Origin of the sequence: Paraburkholderia solisilvae, from assembly GCF_902859875.1 — a bacterium.
Lineage (GTDB): Bacteria > Pseudomonadota > Gammaproteobacteria > Burkholderiales > Burkholderiaceae > Paraburkholderia > Paraburkholderia solisilvae.
The window spans coordinates 182,320-200,778 of record NZ_CADIKF010000002.1; the positions used below are offsets into that span (position 1 = coordinate 182,320).

Below are 18,459 nucleotides of genomic sequence, written 5' to 3' on the forward strand. Positions count from 1 at the left end.
AGCTGCCGCATGCCCTTCGCGCGCATCGCATGGTTGCCGACAGCCGGCGGCCATGCGACGCGCAGCGAAGCGGCACATCACTGAAGTGTGTTTGAAAGGGGATCGATAGATGAAAATCAGAAAGCCACGACAGGCGGCGCGCGCCGCGCGTGCACGCTTGCGCAAGGGCGCCGAAGTTCGGCTCGCCGCGCTGTGCATGGGCATTGCGTTCGCGCCTTCCGGCTGGGCGCAATCGCAAGATCAACAACCTTCTGCGACGCCCTCGGCTACGCCGTCAACCGGTGCCGCGCCGGATTCGACATTGCCTGCGATTCACGTGCAGGGTAGCGCGCCGACCGGCTACGGGCCGCTCGTCGAAACCGATCGCGTCAACGACCCGCAGCAACGCGTGTCGGCCAGCAAAACAGGCACGAAGCTCGAGGATTTGCCGGCCAACGTGCAGGTCATTCCACGCCAGCTCGTGAACGAGCAGGGCGGCACCACGCTGCACGACGCCATTCAGAACGCGAGCGGTGTGAACTATGGCGGCCAGGATTCGAAGGGCTACTACGACCACTTTCTGATTCGCGGCCTGAATGCGCAAGTCTATGAAGACGGTTTCTCCGACGGCGATGAACTGAGCGGCATCACGCATTCGCTCAATGGCGTCGAGCGGGTCGAGGTGATCGAGGGGCCAGGCTCGGCGCTGTTCGGCAGCGGGCCGCCGGGCGGCACGCTCAATCTCGTGCACTACACGCCGTCGCCGGATCTCCACTATGGCACGAGCATTCAGGCGGGCTCGTACGGGACGGTGACCAATACCGACTACATCACCGGGCCGACCGGCATTGCCGGCCTCAACTATCGCGTCGACGCGACGTTCTCGCGCACCGACGGCTTTCGCGATCTCGCGGGCCGCGACTATGAGGTCAGGCCGGATTTACAGTGGCAACTGGGCAACCACACGCTCGAGTTCTCGCTGGATCTGCGCGACATACACCAGACGCCGGACTCGTACGGCATCCTCTACTTCCATGGCTCGCCGCTGTCGAGCGTGTCGCGCGACGCGAAGTTCTCGACGCCGTTCGCGTTTGCGCGGGAAACCTATGTGCGCCCGGAGCTGACCGACAAGTGGCGGATCAACGACTTCCTGACGATCAACAACCGCTTCTCGTACCTGCATCGTTCGCTCGACGCGCTGACCAACGGCGACAGCACCAGCACGATGGTGAGCAATGGCGAAGTGGTCGGCCGGCAGCTGCGGCAGCAGGACGACAGCGACAACAGCTTCGACTACCAGTTCGAACCGGTATGGAAGTTCGCGACCGGCAGTGTCGGACATACGCTGTTGACGGGCTTCGAGTATCAGCATCAGGTGATCGATACCGACCGGGCGACCGCCGATCTGCCGAACATTCCGGACGCGTTCAATCCGGTTCCGCCGGAAACGAGCGCCGATCAGCTGGCGTTCCTGTGCGACGCGAAGCACTCATGCGACAACGATCATCTGGTCGCGAACTACTACAGTGTGTATGCGACCGATCAGATCGATGTGACCGACCGGCTCAAGCTGCGCGCCGGTGTCCGGCAGGACTGGTGGGATACGTCGCTCACGCCGAATATTTCGGTGCCGGGACGTTTCGGCACGAACGGCCAGCCGCTGCTCGCCGGCGTAACCGACTCGCGCAACGACGCGCCGGTCAGCTGGAATATCGGCGCGCTGTACAAGCTTCTGCCATGGATGTCGCCGTACTTCGGCATTTCGAAGAGCCACTTTGCGAACTTCAACTCGGAGAATACGCAGAACGGCATCGGTGCACCGGAGTCGGCGCTGCAGTATGAGGTCGGCGTGAAATTCTCGCTGCTCAACGACCGCGTCATTCTCAACACCGCGTTGTTCGACGTGAAGCGCGACAACGTGGCGGCGCTGCAGACCATCAATGGAGTCGAGTCGGTCGTGTTCGATAGCCAGAAGACGAAGGGCGCCGAAGTGTCGGTCGATGCGGCGCTGACGAGCCGCTGGCACGTGACGGCGAACTTCACTGCGCAGGACCCGCAGATCACCGACAACCCGCAAGGCATTACGTCGGTGGGCAATCGTCCGCAAGGTGCGCCCGCCTATATCGGCAACCTGTGGTCGACTTACGATTTCTCGATCGCGGGCGTGCCGGGCTTCCACGTCGGCGCGGGCGTCAACTATGTCGCGAAGACGTACAGCGACATCACGAACGTCAATTCGATTCCGTCGTATGTGATCGCGAATGCGGCGTTTGGGTATGAAACGCCGCACTGGGGTATCGACGTGAACGTGGACAATCTGTTCGATCGCCGCTACTTCGTCGCCGCGAATGCAGCCGGCGCATTTGTCGGCGAATCGCTGAGTGCGTTCGTGAACCTCCACGCGAACTTCTGATGCGAAATGGCAGGCGCGCGTGCTTGTCGCGCGCCTGCTCCGGCGCGATCCATTGCACAGATGACTGGCAGCCGTTGAAAAACGGCCGGCGTGTTCGCACCGCGCCGGCCCTTTGCCCGTTACCCGTTCGCCTGCGCCATACCGATTGCATCGAGCTCCGCCAGCGCTGCATCCGGCAATTCAAGCTTCGCTGCCGCGATGTTTTCGCGCACATGCGCGACCGACGACGTGCCCGGAATCAACAGAATATTCGGCGACCGATACAGCAGCCACGCGAGCGCGACTTGCCGCGGCGTAGCGTCGACCGACTCCGCCACTTGGGACAGCACCGACGACTGGATCGGCGTGAATCCGCCCAGCGGAAAGAACGGCACGAATGCGATGCCCTTGCCCGCAAGCTCGTCGACGAGCGCATCGTCTTCGCGGTGCACGACGTTGTACAGGTTCTGCACGCAGACAATTTCCGCGATGCCGCGCGCTTGCGCGACCTGCGTTGATGTCACATTGCTCAGCCCGATGTGGCGCACGAGCCCTTCGCGCTGCAGTTCGGCGACCGCCGTCACCTGCCGTTCGATCGAGCCTTCCGACGGCGCATGACCGTCGCCCATGATTCGCACGTTGACGACATCGAGCATGTCCAGACGCAGATTGCGCAGGTTGTCGTGAACCTGCTGCCGCAATTCCTGCGGCTCGAGCGCCGGCAGCCACTTGCCGGCGTCGTCGCGGCGGGCCCCGACCTTGGTCACGATCGTGAGGTTATCCGGGTAAGGATGCAGCGCCTCCCGAATCAGCAGATTGGTCACATGCGGCCCGTAGAAGTCGCTGGTATCGATGTGATCGACGCCGGCGGCCACCGCTTCACGCAGCACGTCGATGGCGGCGCCGCGATCTTTCGGTGGACCGAATACCCCCGGTCCAGCCAGTTGCATCGCGCCGTAGCCGAGGCGTCGCACCGCGCGCCCGGCAAGTGGAAAGGTGTCGGTAGGGATGAATTTCGGCATCTTGATGATCTCCTTCGGTGATGACTGATGTTGGGCGCCAGTATGGAAGGGATCGCGTTGTTAGATAATCCCGTCCAGATCGAACGGGCTGTGCAAAAAGGTGAACAATGACCGCAGAGATGAATGATCTTGCCGCGTTTGTGTCGGTCGCTCGCGCCGGTGGGTTTCGTGATGCCGCGCGCATCAGCGGCGTGTCCGCGTCGAGCCTCAGCACGGCGGTGCGCCGCCTCGAGGCGAAGCTCGGCATGCGGCTGCTGAACCGTACAACCCGCAGCGTCGCGCCGACCGAAGCGGGCGAACGGCTGATCGAAAAGCTGACGCCGCTCTTCAGCGAGATGGAAGCGGCGCTCGACGTGCTGAACCTGTTTCGCGACAAGCCGACCGGCACGCTGCGGCTGAACGTGCCGGCCGGCGTCGCGCGCATCGTCCTGCCGACGATCGTCGCGCCGTTCCTGAAGGCGTACCCGGGCATTCGCGTCGAAGTCGTGGTCGAGGACGGCTTCGTCGATGTCACCGCGGCGGGCTGCGATGCGGGCATTCGCTATGACGAACGGCTCGCGCAGGACATGATCGCGATTCCGATCGGCCCGCGCGTGCAGCGCTTCGCCACGGCCGCCACACCCGCCTATCTCAATGCGCACGGCCGGCCCACGCACCCGAGCGAACTGCTGTCGCATGCGTGCCTGCGCGGACAGTTCGCCGGCGGCGCGATGCCGACATGGGACTTCGAACGCGACGGCGAGGTGCTGCGCGTCGATCCGCCGGGGCCGCTCGTCGTGCGCCCCGGCATCGCGGTGGAACTCGCGATCAGCACCGCGCTGGCCGGCGTCGGCGTGATCCATCTTTATGAAGAATTGCTGCGCCCGCATCTGGAAAGCGGCGCGCTCGAGCCGATCCTCACGTCTTGGTGGCAGCCGTTTTCCGGGCCGTTTCTCTACTATCCGGGACGCCGCCATCTGCCCGCGCCGCTGCGCGCATTCGTCGATTTTCTGAAGACGAATACTGAAGAAACCCGCTGAAGCACCTCAGCGGAAGCACCCACCTCATTCGACCGTCATCTGTGGCAGACTAGGTTCTCGCGCTCTGACCCGCCAATGCGGTCATATACGTTTTTCCCGCGGCGCGGCAACCCTCTCGATGGCGGAAACTGGCAGTCGAACCTGACTTATGGGGTCGTTGCAGTGGTGGACAGTAGCTTCGAAGTCCTTGCGAAAGACGGTGACCGTTCCTTCTGCAGGACAACGCGTACCCAGCCCGACGGCACGCAAACGTCCGTGCTCACGGTGCGGCCCGCCGGCGAGCCGCCGACGGCCGCGAGCCTCGATCGCGTCTCGCACGAATACGGCCTGAAAGACCAGTTGCACAGCGCGTGGGCGGTGCGTCCGCTCGAGCTCGTGCGGCAGGGCGACCGCACGGTGATGGTCTGCGAGGATCCGGGCGGCGAACCGCTCGAGCGCCTGCTCGGCGCGCCGTTCGATACCGGCCGCTTCCTGGAATGGGGCATTCGCATCGCCTCTGCGGTCGGCGAACTCCATCAAAGCGGCCTCGTGCACAAGGACCTGAAGCCCGCGCATGTCCTCGTCGACGAAGCGGCGGGTACAGTGCGCTTCACCGGGTTCGGGCTCGCGACCTTGCTGCCGCGTGAACGCCAGATTCCCGCGCCGCCCGAAACCATCGCCGGCACGCTCGCGTACATGGCGCCCGAGCAGACCGGCCGCATGAACCGCTCGATCGATGCGCGCAGCGACCTGTATTCGCTCGGTGTCACCTTCTATCAGATGCTGACGGGCGCGTTGCCGTTTATCGCGTCCGAGCCGATGGAATGGGTGCATTGCCATATCGCACGCAAACCGGTGCCGCCGGACGAACGCGTTGCGCGCCTGCCGTCGCAGGTGTCGCGTATCGTGATGAAGCTGCTCGCGAAGACGGGTGAGGAGCGTTACCAGACGGCGGCCGGCCTCGAGCACGACCTGCGCCGCGCGCTTGCCGCGTGGCAGGCGCGCCGCCGGATCGATGCGTTTGCGCTGGGTGAGCACGATATTCCGGACCGGTTGCTGATCCCCGAACAGCTGTACGGCCGGGAGCGCGAGATTGCAATCCTGCTCGACGCGTTCGAGCGCGTCGTCAACGACGGGTCGCCGGCACTCGTGCTGGTGTCCGGCTATTCGGGCGTCGGTAAATCGTCGATGGTCAACGAGCTGCACAAGGTGCTGGTGCCGCAGCGCGGGCTCTTCGCATGGGGCAAGTTCGACCCGTACAAGCGTAACGTGCCGTACGCGACGGTCGCACAGGCATTCCGCTGCCTCGTTTCGGGCGTGCTCGGCAAGAGCGATGAGGAACTCGGCCGATGGCGCACCGCGTTTCACGACGCGTTGGGCCCGAACGGCCAGCTGATGGTGAATCTCGTGCCGGAGCTCGCGCTCATTATCGGTGAGCCGCCGGCGCTGCCCGACGTGCCGCTGCAGGATCAGCAGGCGCGCTTCCAGATGGTGTTCCGACGTTTCCTCGGCGTATTCGCGCGCCCCGAGCATCCGCTGACGCTGTTCCTCGACGATCTTCAATGGCTCGATTCGGCCACGCTCGATCTGATCGAACATCTGATCGTGCATCCGGACGTGCACGACCTGTTGCTGGTCGGCGCGTACCGCGACAACGAGGTCGGCCCGGCCCATCCGCTCGCGCGCACGCTGAGGCGGCTCTGCGGCGCCAGCGGTCGCGTCGGCGAGATCGTGCTCGCGCCGCTCGCGCTCGATGACGTCGGACGGCTGCTAGCCGATGCGCTGCATATCGATGCCGCGCGTGCGCGGCCGTTGGCCGAACTGGTGTTCGAGAAGACCGCGGGCAATCCGTTCTTCACGATCCAGTTTCTGCTTTCGCTCGTCGAGCAGGGGTTGCTCGTGTTCGGCGCGAATCACGCATGGACCTGGGATTTACCGCGCATCCGCATGATGGGCTTCACCGACAACGTCGCGGATCTGATGGCGGCCAAGCTCGGCCGCCTGCCTCATGAAACGCAGCAGGCGCTCGGCCAGCTTGCGTGCCTCGGCAACGTTGCGCGCTCTCATACGCTCGCACTGATTCATGAAACGGCCGAAGAGGCGACCCACGCGGCGCTGTGGCATGCGGTGCGCGCCGGGCTGGTATTGCGTACGGACGGCACTTACACGTTTCTGCACGACCGGATTCGCGAGGCCGCCTATGCGCTGATTCCGGAGTGCGCGCGGGCCGGCGCACATCTGCGGATCGGCCGCGCGCTCGTGGCGGCGACGCCGCAGCGGAACCTCGAAGACAATATCTTCGAGATCGTGAACCAGTTCGATCTCGGCGCCACGCTGATCAGTACACCAGACGAGCGCGAACAGATCGCGCGCTTGAACCTGATGGCGGGCAAACGCGCAAAAGCCGCGAGTGCCTACGAAGCAGCGCTGCGCTATTGCCGCGCCGGCCGCGCACTGCTGACGCAAAACGAGTGGCGGCAGTGCTACCGGCTTACGTTCGATCTCGAACTCAACGCCGCCGAATGCGAATATCTGATCGGCGAGATGCGGGCCGCCGATGCGCGCCTCGCCATGCTGTCGACGCGCGCGCAGACGATGGCCGACGCGTCGGCCGTGACGTGCGCGCGCATCAATCTCTTTACGACGCTCGACCAGAGCGATAGCGCGGTCGCGGTCGGCCTCGACTATCTTCGCAAGGTGGGCGGCCAGTGGTCGCTGCATCCGGCCGCCGAGGTGGTGCGCGATGCGTACCGGCAATTGTGGCAGCGGCTGCGCGCGGGCTCGAGTGAAGCGTTGCTCGATCTGCCGCTGATGATCGATCCGGAGCGCCGCGCGACGATGGACGTGCTTACCGTGCTGACGTCGCCGGCCTTGTTCACCGATCTGAATCTGTTCAGGCTGGTCGTGAGCGAGATGGCGGTGCTGAGCCTCGAACACGGCAATAGCGACGGCTCGTGTCTCGCGTATGTGTGGCTCGGCAGCGTGCTCGGGTCATACCTCGGCGAGTATGAGGCGGGATTCCGCTATAGCAGCCTCGGGCTCGACCTGGTGGAGAAGCGCGGACTCGATCGCTTCCGGGCGCGCGTCTATCTCGTGTTCGCGGTGCACGTCGCGCATTGGACGCAGCCGTTGCAGATGTCGCGCACCTTCCTGCGGCGCGCCTTCGAAGCGGCGATCGCAGCGGGCGATCTGTCGTATGCCGGTTATTGCTGCGTCGATGTGATCTCGAACCGGCTCGCCGCCGGCGATGCGCTGGCCGACGTCGAACGGGAAGCCGTGCAAGGCCTCGAATTCGCGCGTAAGGTCGGCTTCGGCCTGATCGACGATTGCCTGACCGGTCAACTGCTGATGACGCGCACGTTGCGCGGTCCCGCATCGGAAGCGCCCGATTTCGATGCCGCCGGCTTCGACGAGCGCAGCTTCGAGCAACGGCTCGACGACACGCCGCAACTGGCGATCGCCGCGTCCTATTACTGGATTCGCAAGCTGCAGGCGTGCGTTTATGCGGGCGACGACGCGGCCGCGATTGCCGCGGTCGCGAAAGTCGCGCCGGTGCTGTGGACTACCCCGACGCAGTTCGAGCACGCCGAATATCATTTCTATGCGGCGCTGGCGCGCGCCGCGCATTGCGATTGCGTATCGCCGGTCGAGCGCGCGCGGCATCGTGAGGCGCTCGCTGCGCATCACGACCAGCTGGCCGCGTGGGCAGCGCACTGTCCCGCGACGTTTGCGAATCGCGTCGCGCTGGTGGGCGCGGAGATTGCGCGCGTCGACGGCCGCGATATGGAAGCCCTGCGCCACTACGAAGACGCGATCCGGCTTTCGCGCGCAGGCGGCTTCCTCCCTAACGAGGCGCTGGCTCACGAGCGCGCCGCACGGTTTTGCACCGCGCACGGCTTGATGACGATGGCTGAAGCGTATCTGCGCAATGCGCGACGCTGCTATCTGAGCTGGGGCGCGGACGGCAAGGCGCGTCAGCTTGAACAGCGCTATCCGCAACTGAACGCGGAGGCCGCCGTGCCGGGCCCGACCAGCACCATCCGCGCGCCGGTCGAACATCTGGATCTCGCGACGGTGCTGCGGGTATCGCAAGCGGTGTCGGGCGAGATCGTGCTCGACAGGCTGATCGATACGCTGATGCGCACGGCGCTCGAGCACGCCGGCGCGGTGCGAGGCCTGCTGATTCTTTCTGCTGACGATGAACCGCGGATTGCCGCGGAAGCCGTCACGGGTGGCGACGCGATCACGGTGACGCAATGCGACGAGCCGTTGAACGCGAATGCGCTACCCGAAGCGATCGTCCAGACGGTGCTGCGCAGGCAGGAAGCGTTGATACTCGACGATGCGCCCACCCATGCCGCGTTCGCGTCCGATCCGTATATCCGCCACCGCGGTGCACGCTCGATGCTTTGCGTGCCGCTTGTCAATCAGAGCAGAACGGTCGGCGTGCTGTATCTCGAGAACAACCTGGCGGCGCGCGTGTTCACGCCGACGCGTATCGCGGTGCTGCACCTCGTCGCATCGCAGGCGGCAATCGCGATCGAGAACACGCGTCTGTATCGCGATCTCGCGGAGCGCGAAGCGAAGATCCGGCGCATCGTCGATGCGAACATCATCGGCATTTCGTTCTGGGATATCGACGGGCCGATCTACGCGGCAAACGATGCGTTTTTGCGGATCGTCGGCTATGACCGCGAGGATCTCGCCGCGGGGCGTCTGCGCTGGACCGACCTGACGCCGCCCGAATGGCGCGTGCGGCACGACAGCCGCTGGACGCCGGAATTGAAGATGACCGGCAACGTGCAGCCGTACGAGAAGGAGTACTTCCGCAAGGACGGTACGCGTGTGCCGGTGCTCGTCGGCTCGACGACCTTCGACGAAGCGCGCAACCAGGGCGTGTCTTTCGTGCTCGACCTGAGTGAAAGCAAACAGGCCGAAGAAGCATTGCGCATGATGCAGTCGGATCTTGCGCATGTGAACCGTGTGGCGACGATGGGACAGCTCACCGCGTCGATCGCACATGAAGTGAACCAGCCGATCGCCGCGACGGTCGCCAATGCGGAGGCCGCGCTGCGCTGGCTCAGCCGTCAGCCGCCGGATCTGCAGGAAGTGCGCGAGGCGACTGAGCGCATTGTCAAGGAAGGCCATCGCGCGGCCGACGTGATCGGCCGCATTCGCGCGCTGATCAAGAAGGCGCCGCCGGTGAAGGACCGTCTGAGCATCAACGATGCGATTCGCGATGTGCTCGAGCTCGTGCGCGGCGAAACCGTGAAGCACGACGTGCTGACACGCATCGAGCTTGCGGCCGGGTTGCCGCAGATTCACGGCGATCGCGTGCAGTTGCAGCAGGTGTTGCTGAATCTGATTGTGAATGCGATCGAGTCGATGAGCGGCGTGCCTGACGGCATGCGGCATCTGTCGATCCGCACGCGACAAGCGGACGGTGACGACGCGGTGCTGGTCGAGGTGCGCGATTCGGGACAGGGGCTGGACCCGGAGCGCATCGACCGGCTGTTTGAAACCTTCTACTCGACGAAGAAGAGCGGCATGGGGATGGGCCTTGCGATCTGCCGGTCGATTGTCGAAGCGCACGGGGGAAGTTTGTGGGCGTGCGCGAATGAGCCGCGCGGTGCGGTGTTTCTGTTCACACTGCCGCTCGAGTCGACGATCTGACGCGCATTGCACCTGCGCGAACCGGCTACTATTCGTAGATCGCAAGGTGCGGTTCCGGTCGCTTGTCGGGTGGCTTCGCGAATCGCACGATGCTGCGCGGAGCTTCTCGTTTAGCGATGCCTGGCTGCGTGAATCCGCTTATTGCAGCGCCGATGCGCTGCCACTTCCGGGAGAATCGACATGAACCGCTCCTTCGCCGCCGCTTTAGCCGCCGCCGCTTGCGTGACGCTGTGCCTTGCATCATTCGACGATGCATTGGCGCAAACCGGCGCGGCCGCAACGAAGCAAATGCAGGATACGCAGCGGGCCGCGCAGAAAAAGGCCCGCGCGGCAAAAAGCGGCGACACGCAAGATCAGATGAAAGGGCAAAAGGAATCCGCACCCGCGCCGGCTTCAGACGCGCACTGAGCGCACCCGTTGCGGATGGTTTTGACTCGATCCGCAGCGGCCGTTGCACGGTCAGCGCGCCGCGCGCAGTGCTGGAAGAGAAGCGTCTATCCCTGCGTACTCTTCTGCTTCTTCTCCGGCGATCTCCGAATCGATATCAGGTTCAGCGCGATCACCGCGATTGCGATACCCACAAAGATGGCGAGTGCGCCATAGCGAAACTCCGCGAGCTTGTCGAAGACCAACCCGTGAATCGCCGCATACAGCCCCCCGAGCCAGATCGCGACGCCCACCAGTGCGATAGCCACACGCCGTTCGGATTTCTTCATCGTCGCCTCTGACGTTCCGTGACAGGTTTACAGCAATCCTTAAGTAAGCGGATGCTCATGCCCATTGATGCCGTTGCAGCCTGCGATGAATGGGCGTGGCCGTGATGCGAATCGTGCAGGGCGTTAACCTGGTATTGCGACCGATAAGTATTCCGATGCAATATTGAAGTTCGTCAAGAAATTCACACCGAACGCTATTGCACACAATTGGCGAATGACCAAGAAGCTTAATACACCGATATCGCACCCGCTATTGGATCAAGGTCCAATACCGTTTCCCGCGTCGACGGCCGATACTCGATCATGGCGTCAAATCGATCGAACGCCCGGAAGTGCGGAGTACCGGTCCATCTGAACGCCTTATTTCAACGTTGCCGATCGTTAAACCCTGTCTGCGCGACAGGAACACGCCCGCATGGACTGACGCGGGCTGTCTTAAGGTACTTGATCCATGAATCGAACGATGCGAACCGTGCCGGCACTGGCGATCATGCTGTCGATCGGCTATGCGCATGCGCAGCAGCCGATCATCTATCCGGCAAAAGGCCAGAGCTCGCAGCAGCAGGCGAGCGATATGGGTCAATGTCAGGCGTGGGCACAGCAAACCACCGGGGTGAATCCGGCCGCGCTGGCGCAACGCGCCGGCAATCAGCCGCCGCCACCGGGGCCGCAAGGCGAACGTGTGCGCGGCGCGGCGGGCGGCGCAGCAATGGGTGCGGCGATCGGTGCGATAGCCGGCGACGCGGGTAAAGGCGCGGCCATCGGCGCCGTGACCGGAACAGTGGGCGGCGGCATACGCCAACGCCGTAACGCGGCCGCTGCACAGCAGCAGCAACAGTACGTCGCGCAAGATACCTCGCAGCAAATGGCGACCTATAACCGCGCGATATCGGCGTGCATGAGCGGGCGAGGCTACACCATCCAGTAGCTTCCGCTGTGGGAGAAGACGGCCGTGAAGAGAACACTAACAGGTATCTCATGCGCGGCGGTCTGCGCGCTTGCGTCGGCGTGGTGTGTTGCCGCGGATTTCGACGGTAAAACGCCGCTTATCTGCGCGACAGTCGATGCGCATTCGTGCGACCCCGGCACGATCTGCGAGCGCGCGCTGCCGGGCGATCTCGGGTTGCCCCAATTTATGAAAATCGACTTCGCGAAGAAGACGATCGAAGGCACGTCGCGCTCGACACCGATTCAATCCATCGACAAAAGCCCGGGCCAGGTGCTGATGCAGGGCACGGAACTTGGCTTCGCATGGACGCTGGTGATCGATTCGACCAATGGTGAAATGACCTCGACCATCGTGAACCGGGACAACGCGTACGTGATGTTCGGCGCGTGCATTCCGCGCTAGCGAACGAACCGCTGCGCTATGGGCATCGCAGTCTTGAGCGCAATGCGACGTTAGCTTTCCTGCCCGCGTCAGGACTCCTCGCGCTCGGGCATCACCTGAACCATCAACGTGCGGTTCTTCCAGAACAGGTTGTGCACGCGCGGCTGCAGGTTGCGCAGCGCATGCGCACCCACATCGTCGAATCCGAGCAGCACCGCGGGGCGCGCGCCCGTTCCGTCGACGCGCTGGATCGAATCGAATGGTGGAAACCCGTATCCGCACAGAAATTGCCTGATTTCTTCGTCGGTCGTTGCGCTTTCGATATTGCCTACCCAGAGCTCGGCCATCGTGACCTCCTTCCCGTCGACCATCCATTGACCTGACTGACGTCGTGCCTCGTTTCATTGTAGGTCGCGGTTTTATCGCCATGGACTGCCGATCTGGATATAGAACGCGTTCTGGCCCGGCCCGCGCGCGACATCGATACCCATTGTCAGACCGATCTTGCGCACGAGCAGATAGCGAAAACCCGCACCGAAGCCGTATGCGACCGGTGCATCCGAAAACGAGTGAAGATTGCCGTACGCGCGGCCGACACCTGCGAACCCGAGGACCGACCAGTCCGGCGTCGCGTTCCAGCGCAACTCGGCCTCGGTGGTCAGCTGGTTGCGGTCCTGATACTTCGCGGCGGGCACGCCGCGCAGGATCACGAACGGCTGCGCGAAGAACGGAATATCGCCTTGCGAAAAGCCGCTGTCGACGCGCAGACCCAGCACCCATCGCTCGCCGATCGGCATCCAGTGAAAGGCCTTGGCCGACTGCACCTCGAAGTCCGACGTACTGCCCAAGCCGCCGCGTGCGAACTCGGCGACGAATTGCGCATACGTGCCCGAAGAAGGATAGAAATTGTTATCGCGCGAATCGTAACTGGTGACGAGGCCGCCTTTGGCCACGCGCTGTTCGGCGACGAAATTCCCGTGATCGGTCGGTACGCCGAAGTCGAATCGCGTATGCGAATCAAAGAACGTGTAACGCGGACCGACGTACCACCTCGAATCGCCGATGCGAAACAGCAGCTCATGGAACATCGCGAAGCCATCCAGCTGGTACGAGCGCGCCTGTTGCTGAAAGCCGTAGTAAGTCAGATGCAGATTGATCTTGCCGATCACGCCCGTATAGCGGATGCGGTCGTCATCCCACGAATGCGTATGGAGTGCCGCAGCGCCCCAGCTATGCGTTCCCGTTGCAAAGCCGGCGATGCCCGTGATGTTCGGGCGGCTTGTCTTGTCGCCGGCCGATGCCGGTTGATTTTCGTCAGCGTTGTCAGGCAGGCTGAAATGCAGCAAGGCGACGCCGAGCCCGTAGCCGATCGCCGGCTCCGTGATGAAGATCGGCACCGGCAATACGCCGTTGCCACGCAACAGAAAGTTGCTCATGTCCCACCCGGTGCTGACATTCGCGGCCTCAGGCAGGTTGTCGCCGGCGATGGCGACGGTCAAAGGGGACATCGAAGCGGCAAGCAACACGATTGCTGCACGCCGCTGGAGACATGGCTGACGGGAACGGCCTCGCGAGCTGCCTCCTGGCATCGCAATTCCTTTGTAGAGTTAAAGCCAGCTATCGGATTGATACACCACGAAGCGATTCTGGAAAAGCGGCTTGGTGGGTTTCCCGGTGCTCGTTTCGAGCACTATGCGATAAAGATTTTCTTAACGTTATCTTTAGCAATTCACATCAATGTTTTAACCGGGATTTCTTAATTTTGCGTTTGCATGCGTAATCGCATCACAAAAGCGCGGTGAATGTCCTAACATCATATTGAGTTGACGCCCCACCAAGGAGCGGCTATGTCCTCGCGTAATGAACGAAGGGCCGAAGCCGTGCGCACGTGGCTGCTCGTCCTGCTGACGTCAGCTGCGGGTATTGCGCATGCCCAAACCGAACCCGCCCAGCCGCAGCCTGCGCAACTCGCTCAACCTGGGCAACCCGCTCAAGCCAGCCAGCCGGCTGCGTTCAAGCCAGAAGAGATCGAGGCGCTCGTCGCACCGATTGCGCTTTATCCGGACTCCGTGCTTTCTCAAGTGTTGATGGCGTCGACTTATCCGCTCGAGATCGTGCACGCGGCGCGCTGGGTCAAGGCTAACCCCAAGGTGAAAGGCGATGCCGCTGTCAAGGCTGTCGAGAATGAGCCGTGGGATGTCAGCGTGAAGTCGCTGGTTGCCTTCCCGCAGATTCTCGAGCCGATGAACGACAAGCTCGACTGGACGCAAAAGCTCGGGGATGCGTTTCTGGCTCAGGAAAAGGATGTGCTCGCGGCAGTTCAGCGATTGCGTGCGCGCGCGCAGAAGTCGGGCAATCTCAAGTCGACAGAACAGCAAAATGTAATCGTCGAGCCTCCAGCGGCGAGCGGCGGCCAGACCATCGTGCGCATCGAGCCAGCCAATCCGGAAGTGATCTACGTGCCGGCGTATAACCCGACGGTCGTCTACGGTGCGTGGAGCTATCCGACTTATCCGCCGTACTATTGGCCGCCTCCACCCGCGTACTATCCGGGCGCGGCGCTCGCGACCGGTTTCGCATGGGGCATCGGACTGGCCGCGGCAGGCGCGATTTTCAGCAACTGCAACTGGGGCGGCGGGGACGTCAATATCAACGTGAATAAAGCGGCGAATATCGATCGCAACTTCGATCGCACAAAAGTGCAAGGCAACGGCAACCGCTGGCAGCATGATGCGAGTCACCGTCAGGGTGTCGCGTATCGCGACAACGCGACGCGCAACAAGTATGCGGGCAATGTCCCCGGCGCGGAGGGCCGCTCCGATTTTCGCGGGCGCAATAGCGGCACGAATCAGCGGGCCGGCGTGGCCGATCGCGCGGGTACAGGCAACCGCGCCGCGGCCGCCGACCGGGCAGGTGCAGGCAATCGCGCGACCACCGCTGACCGCGCCGGTGCGGGTAATCGCGCAACCACGGCTGACCGGGCCGGCGCGGGCAACCGCGCAACGACGGCGGATCGTTCCAACGTCGGCGATCGCGGCGGCGCATCGAATCGCGGCGGCGCGGGCACCGGCAACTTCAGCCGCGCGAGCGACCAGGTCGGCGGCGGTTTTGGCGGTGGCGGCGGCGGACGCGACAACGCATTTCAAGGCGTAGGCGGTGGCAATTCCGCACAACGCAGCGCCGATCGTGGACGCTCCAGCATGCAGGGCTCGGGCTTCAACCGGCCAAGCGGCGGCGGCGGTATGCGTGGCGGCGGTGGTGGCATGCGAGGCGGCAGGCGATAGGAGATAACAGCATGAAGCTCTGGTCACGGATTCCGTCTGCCTTGTTCGCCCGCGCGCTTCGCGTTGCCGCTGTCGTATGCCTGTTCGGCGCGGCAACCATGCCCGCCGCGCACGCGGAAAGGAACTTCAGTACGCCGGAATTGGCGATGGACGCATTCGGCGAGGCCGTCATCAACAACCAGGAGACCGCGCTGCAATCGCTCCTCGGGCACGACTTCCGCCAACTGATTCCGCCAGTCGGCGCCGACGTGCGCAGTCGCTTCATCGACGAATGGGGCATATCGCATACGGTTCAGACAGTCGATGCGACGCATGCCCGGATTGCGGTCGGCGGCGACGGTTGGACGTTGCCGATTCCGCTTGTGAAAACCGCGCAAGGTTGGCACTTCGATACACGCGCGGGCGCTGAGGAAATGCGGTTGCGTCGCATCGGGCGCAACGAGCTTGCGGTGATCCAGGCGATGCTCGCGGTCTACGATGCACAGCGCGAGTATGCGTCGACCGATCACAACGGCGACGGTTTGCTCGCCTACGCATCGAAGCTATCGAGCTCGCCTGGCAAACAGGACGGCCTCTACTGGCCGACACAGCCGGACGAACCGCCGAGTCCGCTCGGCCCCGCGTTTATCAAGGCCGGTTCACACAACGCCACAGACGTCGGTTATCACGGCTACCACTACAAACTGCTTACGTCGCAGGGCTCGCACGCGCCGGGCGGCGCCTACGACTACATGACGCACGGCCGTCTGTTCGGCGGCTTCGCGGTCGTCGCGTGGCCCGTGCGATACGACGACACCGGCATCAAGACATTTATGGTGAGCCATGCCGGGCAGGTCTATGAGCGGGACCTGGGCCCGGATGGCGCGGCCGTTGCGAGCGCGATGAAGTCGTTCGATCCCGGACCGGGATGGTCGAAAGTCACGCTTGATGCGAAAGGCGCGATTGATACGACAGGCGCGCAGTGAGGGTGTGCCCGCCGCTGCCGGCGCCGGCGGCGGACCGAACCGGCCACTCGTACTACGCCGGCGGATAAAATTGCATCCTGTGTTCACGCGTGCTGATCCGCGTGCCGGCGGCGCGATCGACAATCGCCACGATATCCGGCAGCGCGCCGATCACCGCATCCTTTCCGGTTTTGCGCACGAATTCGATCGCCGCCTGCACCTTCGGCCCCATGGATCCCGACGCAAAGCCCAGCTTCTCGAGTTCGTCCGGATGCGCGCGCGAAATCGCCTTCTGCGTCGGCTTGCCCCAGTCGACATAAGCCGCGTTGACGTCGGTGGCGATCACGAGCAGATCGGCGCCGAGTTCCTCCGCGAGCAGCGCGGAGCATAGATCCTTGTCGATCACCGCCTCCACACCGCGCAACTGGCGGTTCTCCACATAGCACGTTGGAATGCCGCCGCCGCCCGCGCAGATCACAATCGTTCCCTTCTCGAGCAGCCATTTGACAGGCCGGATTTCGAAGATCCGCTGCGGCCGCGGGCTGGCTACCACGCGACGGAACCTGTCACCGTCCGGCGCAATGCTCCAGCCCTTTTCCGCGGCGAGGCGCTGCGCTTCCTCTTTCGTATAGACCGGTCCGATCGGCTTGGTCGGATGCTTGAACGCGGGGTCCGCGGGATCGACCTCGACCTGCGTCAGGATCGTCGCGAACGGCACCTCGAACGGCAGCAGGTTGCCCAGCTCCTGCTCGATCAGATAGCCGATCATGCCCTCGGTCTGTGCGCCGAGCACGTCGAGCGGATAGGGCGCGACTTCCTTGTATGCCGCGCTTTGCAGCGCCAGCAGACCGACTTGCGGACCATTGCCGTGAGCAATGACCAGTTCGTTGCCGGGCGCGACCTTCGCAATCTGCGCGGCGGCGATTTTCACGTTTTCGCGTTGCTGGCTATCCGTCATCGGCTGGCCGCGCTGTAAAAGCGCATTGCCGCCTAAAGCGATCACGAGGCGCACGATAGAATCCTCCCAAAGATTCGCGCGGCCGCGCGCGCGTTAAAGCACCGCGCGGCTGCATCGACTGGTGTCTGCCCAAGGCCGGATGCGGTATGCGATCAAAGGTCGGCCAACGTCGACACGAGAATCGCCTTGATCGTATGCATGCGGTTTTCCGCCTGCTCGAACGCGATGTTGTAGTCAGACTCGAACACGTCTTCCGTTACTTCGATGCCGTTCGCCAGATGCGGATAACGTTCGGCGATCTGCTTGCCGACCTTGGTCTCGCAATTGTGGAAGGCGGGCAGGCAGTGCATGAACTTCGTGCGTGGATTGCCGGTCGCTTCGATCAGTGCGCGGTTCACCTGGTACGGCAGCAATTCCTTGATGCGTTCGTCCCACGCCTCGACGGGTTCGCCCATCGATACCCAGACGTCGGTGTGAACGAAGTCCACCCCCTTGACTGCGACTTTCGGGTCTTCGGTCAGCTTGATCCGCGCGCCGCTTTCCTTCGCGAACTGCTCGCAGGCCGCGATATGTTCGCTGCTTGGCCAGCGCGACTTCGGCGCGCCGATGCGAACGTCCATGCCGAGCTTTGCGCCGATCAGCAGCAACGAGTTGCCCATGTTGTTGCAGGCATCCCCGAGATACGCATAGCTGATTTCCTGCAGCGGCTTGTCGGCATACTCACGCATCGTCAGCACGTCAGCCAGCATTTGCGTCGGGTGATACTCGTCGGTCAGCCCATTGAACACGGGCACCCCCGCATAGCGCGCGAGTTCCTCGACAATCTCCTGGCTAAAGCCGCGATACTCGATCGCGTCATACATGCGGCCAAGCACGCGGGCGGTGTCCTTCATACTTTCCTTGTGGCCGATTTGCGATGACGTCGGGTCGATATAGGTGACGTTCGCGCCCTGGTCGTGAGCCGCGACTTCGAATGCGCATCGCGTACGCGTGGAAGTCTTTTCGAAGATCAGCGCGATCTCCTTGCGGCACAGGTGCTGCTGTTCCGTGCCCGCGTACTTCGCGCGCTTGAGGTCGCGCGACAGATCGAGCAGATAACGCAGATCGCGCGTGCTGTGATGCATCAGACTGAGAAGGCTACGATTTCGCAGATTGAAGGCCAT

General features: G+C 63.3%; 14 protein-coding genes. 8 read left to right on the top strand and 6 right to left on the bottom strand.

From position 1 onward, the window contains the following. Positions 1-109: 109 nt before the first annotated feature. Positions 110-2,392, top strand: coding sequence for a TonB-dependent receptor (locus tag HV675_RS02275; RefSeq protein WP_246270059.1), 2,283 nt, complete (start codon positions 110-112; stop codon positions 2,390-2,392). Between the two features lie 119 nt (positions 2,393-2,511). Here the strand turns inward: HV675_RS02275 and HV675_RS02280 are convergent, their stop codons facing one another. Then, entirely contained in the window at positions 2,512-3,393 is an 882-nt protein-coding gene (locus HV675_RS02280) for an aldo/keto reductase family oxidoreductase (RefSeq protein WP_281364005.1), read from the bottom strand. A 119-nt stretch (positions 3,394-3,512) separates the two neighbouring features. Between HV675_RS02280 and HV675_RS02285 the strand changes: the two genes are divergently transcribed. The 3 genes from HV675_RS02285 to HV675_RS02295 all read left to right on the top strand — a co-directional run bounded on the left by HV675_RS02285 (position 3,513) and on the right by HV675_RS02295 (position 10,472). Further along, a complete protein-coding gene (locus HV675_RS02285; protein WP_246270060.1) occupies positions 3,513-4,412 on the top strand; it encodes a LysR family transcriptional regulator in 900 nt (299 codons plus the stop codon). 75 nt (positions 4,413-4,487) lie between these two features. Beyond that, complete coding sequence (locus HV675_RS02290; protein WP_175109128.1) at positions 4,488-10,064, top strand: AAA family ATPase; 5,577 nt, start codon at positions 4,488-4,490, stop codon at positions 10,062-10,064. Positions 10,065-10,244: 180 nt separating this feature from the next. Then, positions 10,245-10,472 (top strand): hypothetical protein, encoded by a 228-nt coding sequence (locus tag HV675_RS02295; protein WP_175109129.1) that lies wholly within the window; start codon positions 10,245-10,247, stop codon positions 10,470-10,472. Between the two features lie 86 nt (positions 10,473-10,558). Here HV675_RS02295 and HV675_RS02300 read toward each other — a convergent pair whose 3' ends face one another. Further along, positions 10,559-10,780, bottom strand: coding sequence for a DUF2964 family protein (locus HV675_RS02300; protein WP_175109130.1), 222 nt, complete (start codon positions 10,778-10,780; stop codon positions 10,559-10,561). 451 nt (positions 10,781-11,231) lie between these two features. On the opposite strand from HV675_RS02300, the gene HV675_RS02305 reads away from it, so the two are divergent. Together HV675_RS02305 and HV675_RS02310 are read left to right on the top strand one after the other, a co-directional pair. Further along, entirely contained in the window at positions 11,232-11,708 is a 477-nt protein-coding gene (locus tag HV675_RS02305; protein WP_175109131.1) for a YMGG-like glycine zipper-containing protein, read from the top strand. A gap of 24 nt (positions 11,709-11,732) precedes the next feature. Further along, complete coding sequence (locus HV675_RS02310; protein WP_246270061.1) at positions 11,733-12,131, top strand: hypothetical protein; 399 nt, start codon at positions 11,733-11,735, stop codon at positions 12,129-12,131. A 68-nt stretch (positions 12,132-12,199) separates the two neighbouring features. Here HV675_RS02310 and HV675_RS02315 read toward each other — a convergent pair whose 3' ends face one another. Continuing rightward, positions 12,200-12,457, bottom strand: coding sequence for an RNA-binding protein (locus tag HV675_RS02315; RefSeq protein WP_175109132.1), 258 nt, complete (start codon positions 12,455-12,457; stop codon positions 12,200-12,202). Positions 12,458-12,529: 72 nt separating this feature from the next. Then, positions 12,530-13,618 (bottom strand): BamA/TamA family outer membrane protein, encoded by a 1,089-nt coding sequence (locus tag HV675_RS02320; RefSeq protein WP_217478002.1) that lies wholly within the window; start codon positions 13,616-13,618, stop codon positions 12,530-12,532. Between the two features lie 339 nt (positions 13,619-13,957). On the opposite strand from HV675_RS02320, the gene HV675_RS02325 reads away from it, so the two are divergent. Both HV675_RS02325 and HV675_RS02330 read left to right on the top strand, forming a co-directional pair. Then, positions 13,958-15,394 carry a DUF3300 domain-containing protein gene (locus HV675_RS02325; RefSeq protein WP_175109134.1) on the top strand — a complete coding sequence of 479 codons (1,437 nt, stop codon included), beginning with the start codon at positions 13,958-13,960 and terminating at the stop codon, positions 15,392-15,394. A gap of 11 nt (positions 15,395-15,405) precedes the next feature. Then, positions 15,406-16,359, top strand: coding sequence for a DUF2950 domain-containing protein (locus HV675_RS02330; RefSeq protein ID WP_175109135.1), 954 nt, complete (start codon positions 15,406-15,408; stop codon positions 16,357-16,359). Between the two features lie 52 nt (positions 16,360-16,411). On the opposite strand, the gene arcC is transcribed toward HV675_RS02330, so the two are convergent. Continuing rightward, a complete protein-coding gene (gene arcC, locus HV675_RS02335; protein WP_217478011.1) occupies positions 16,412-17,353 on the bottom strand; it encodes a carbamate kinase in 942 nt (313 codons plus the stop codon). 95 nt (positions 17,354-17,448) lie between these two features. Then, complete coding sequence (locus HV675_RS02340; protein WP_175109137.1) at positions 17,449-18,459, bottom strand: ornithine carbamoyltransferase; 1,011 nt, start codon at positions 18,457-18,459, stop codon at positions 17,449-17,451.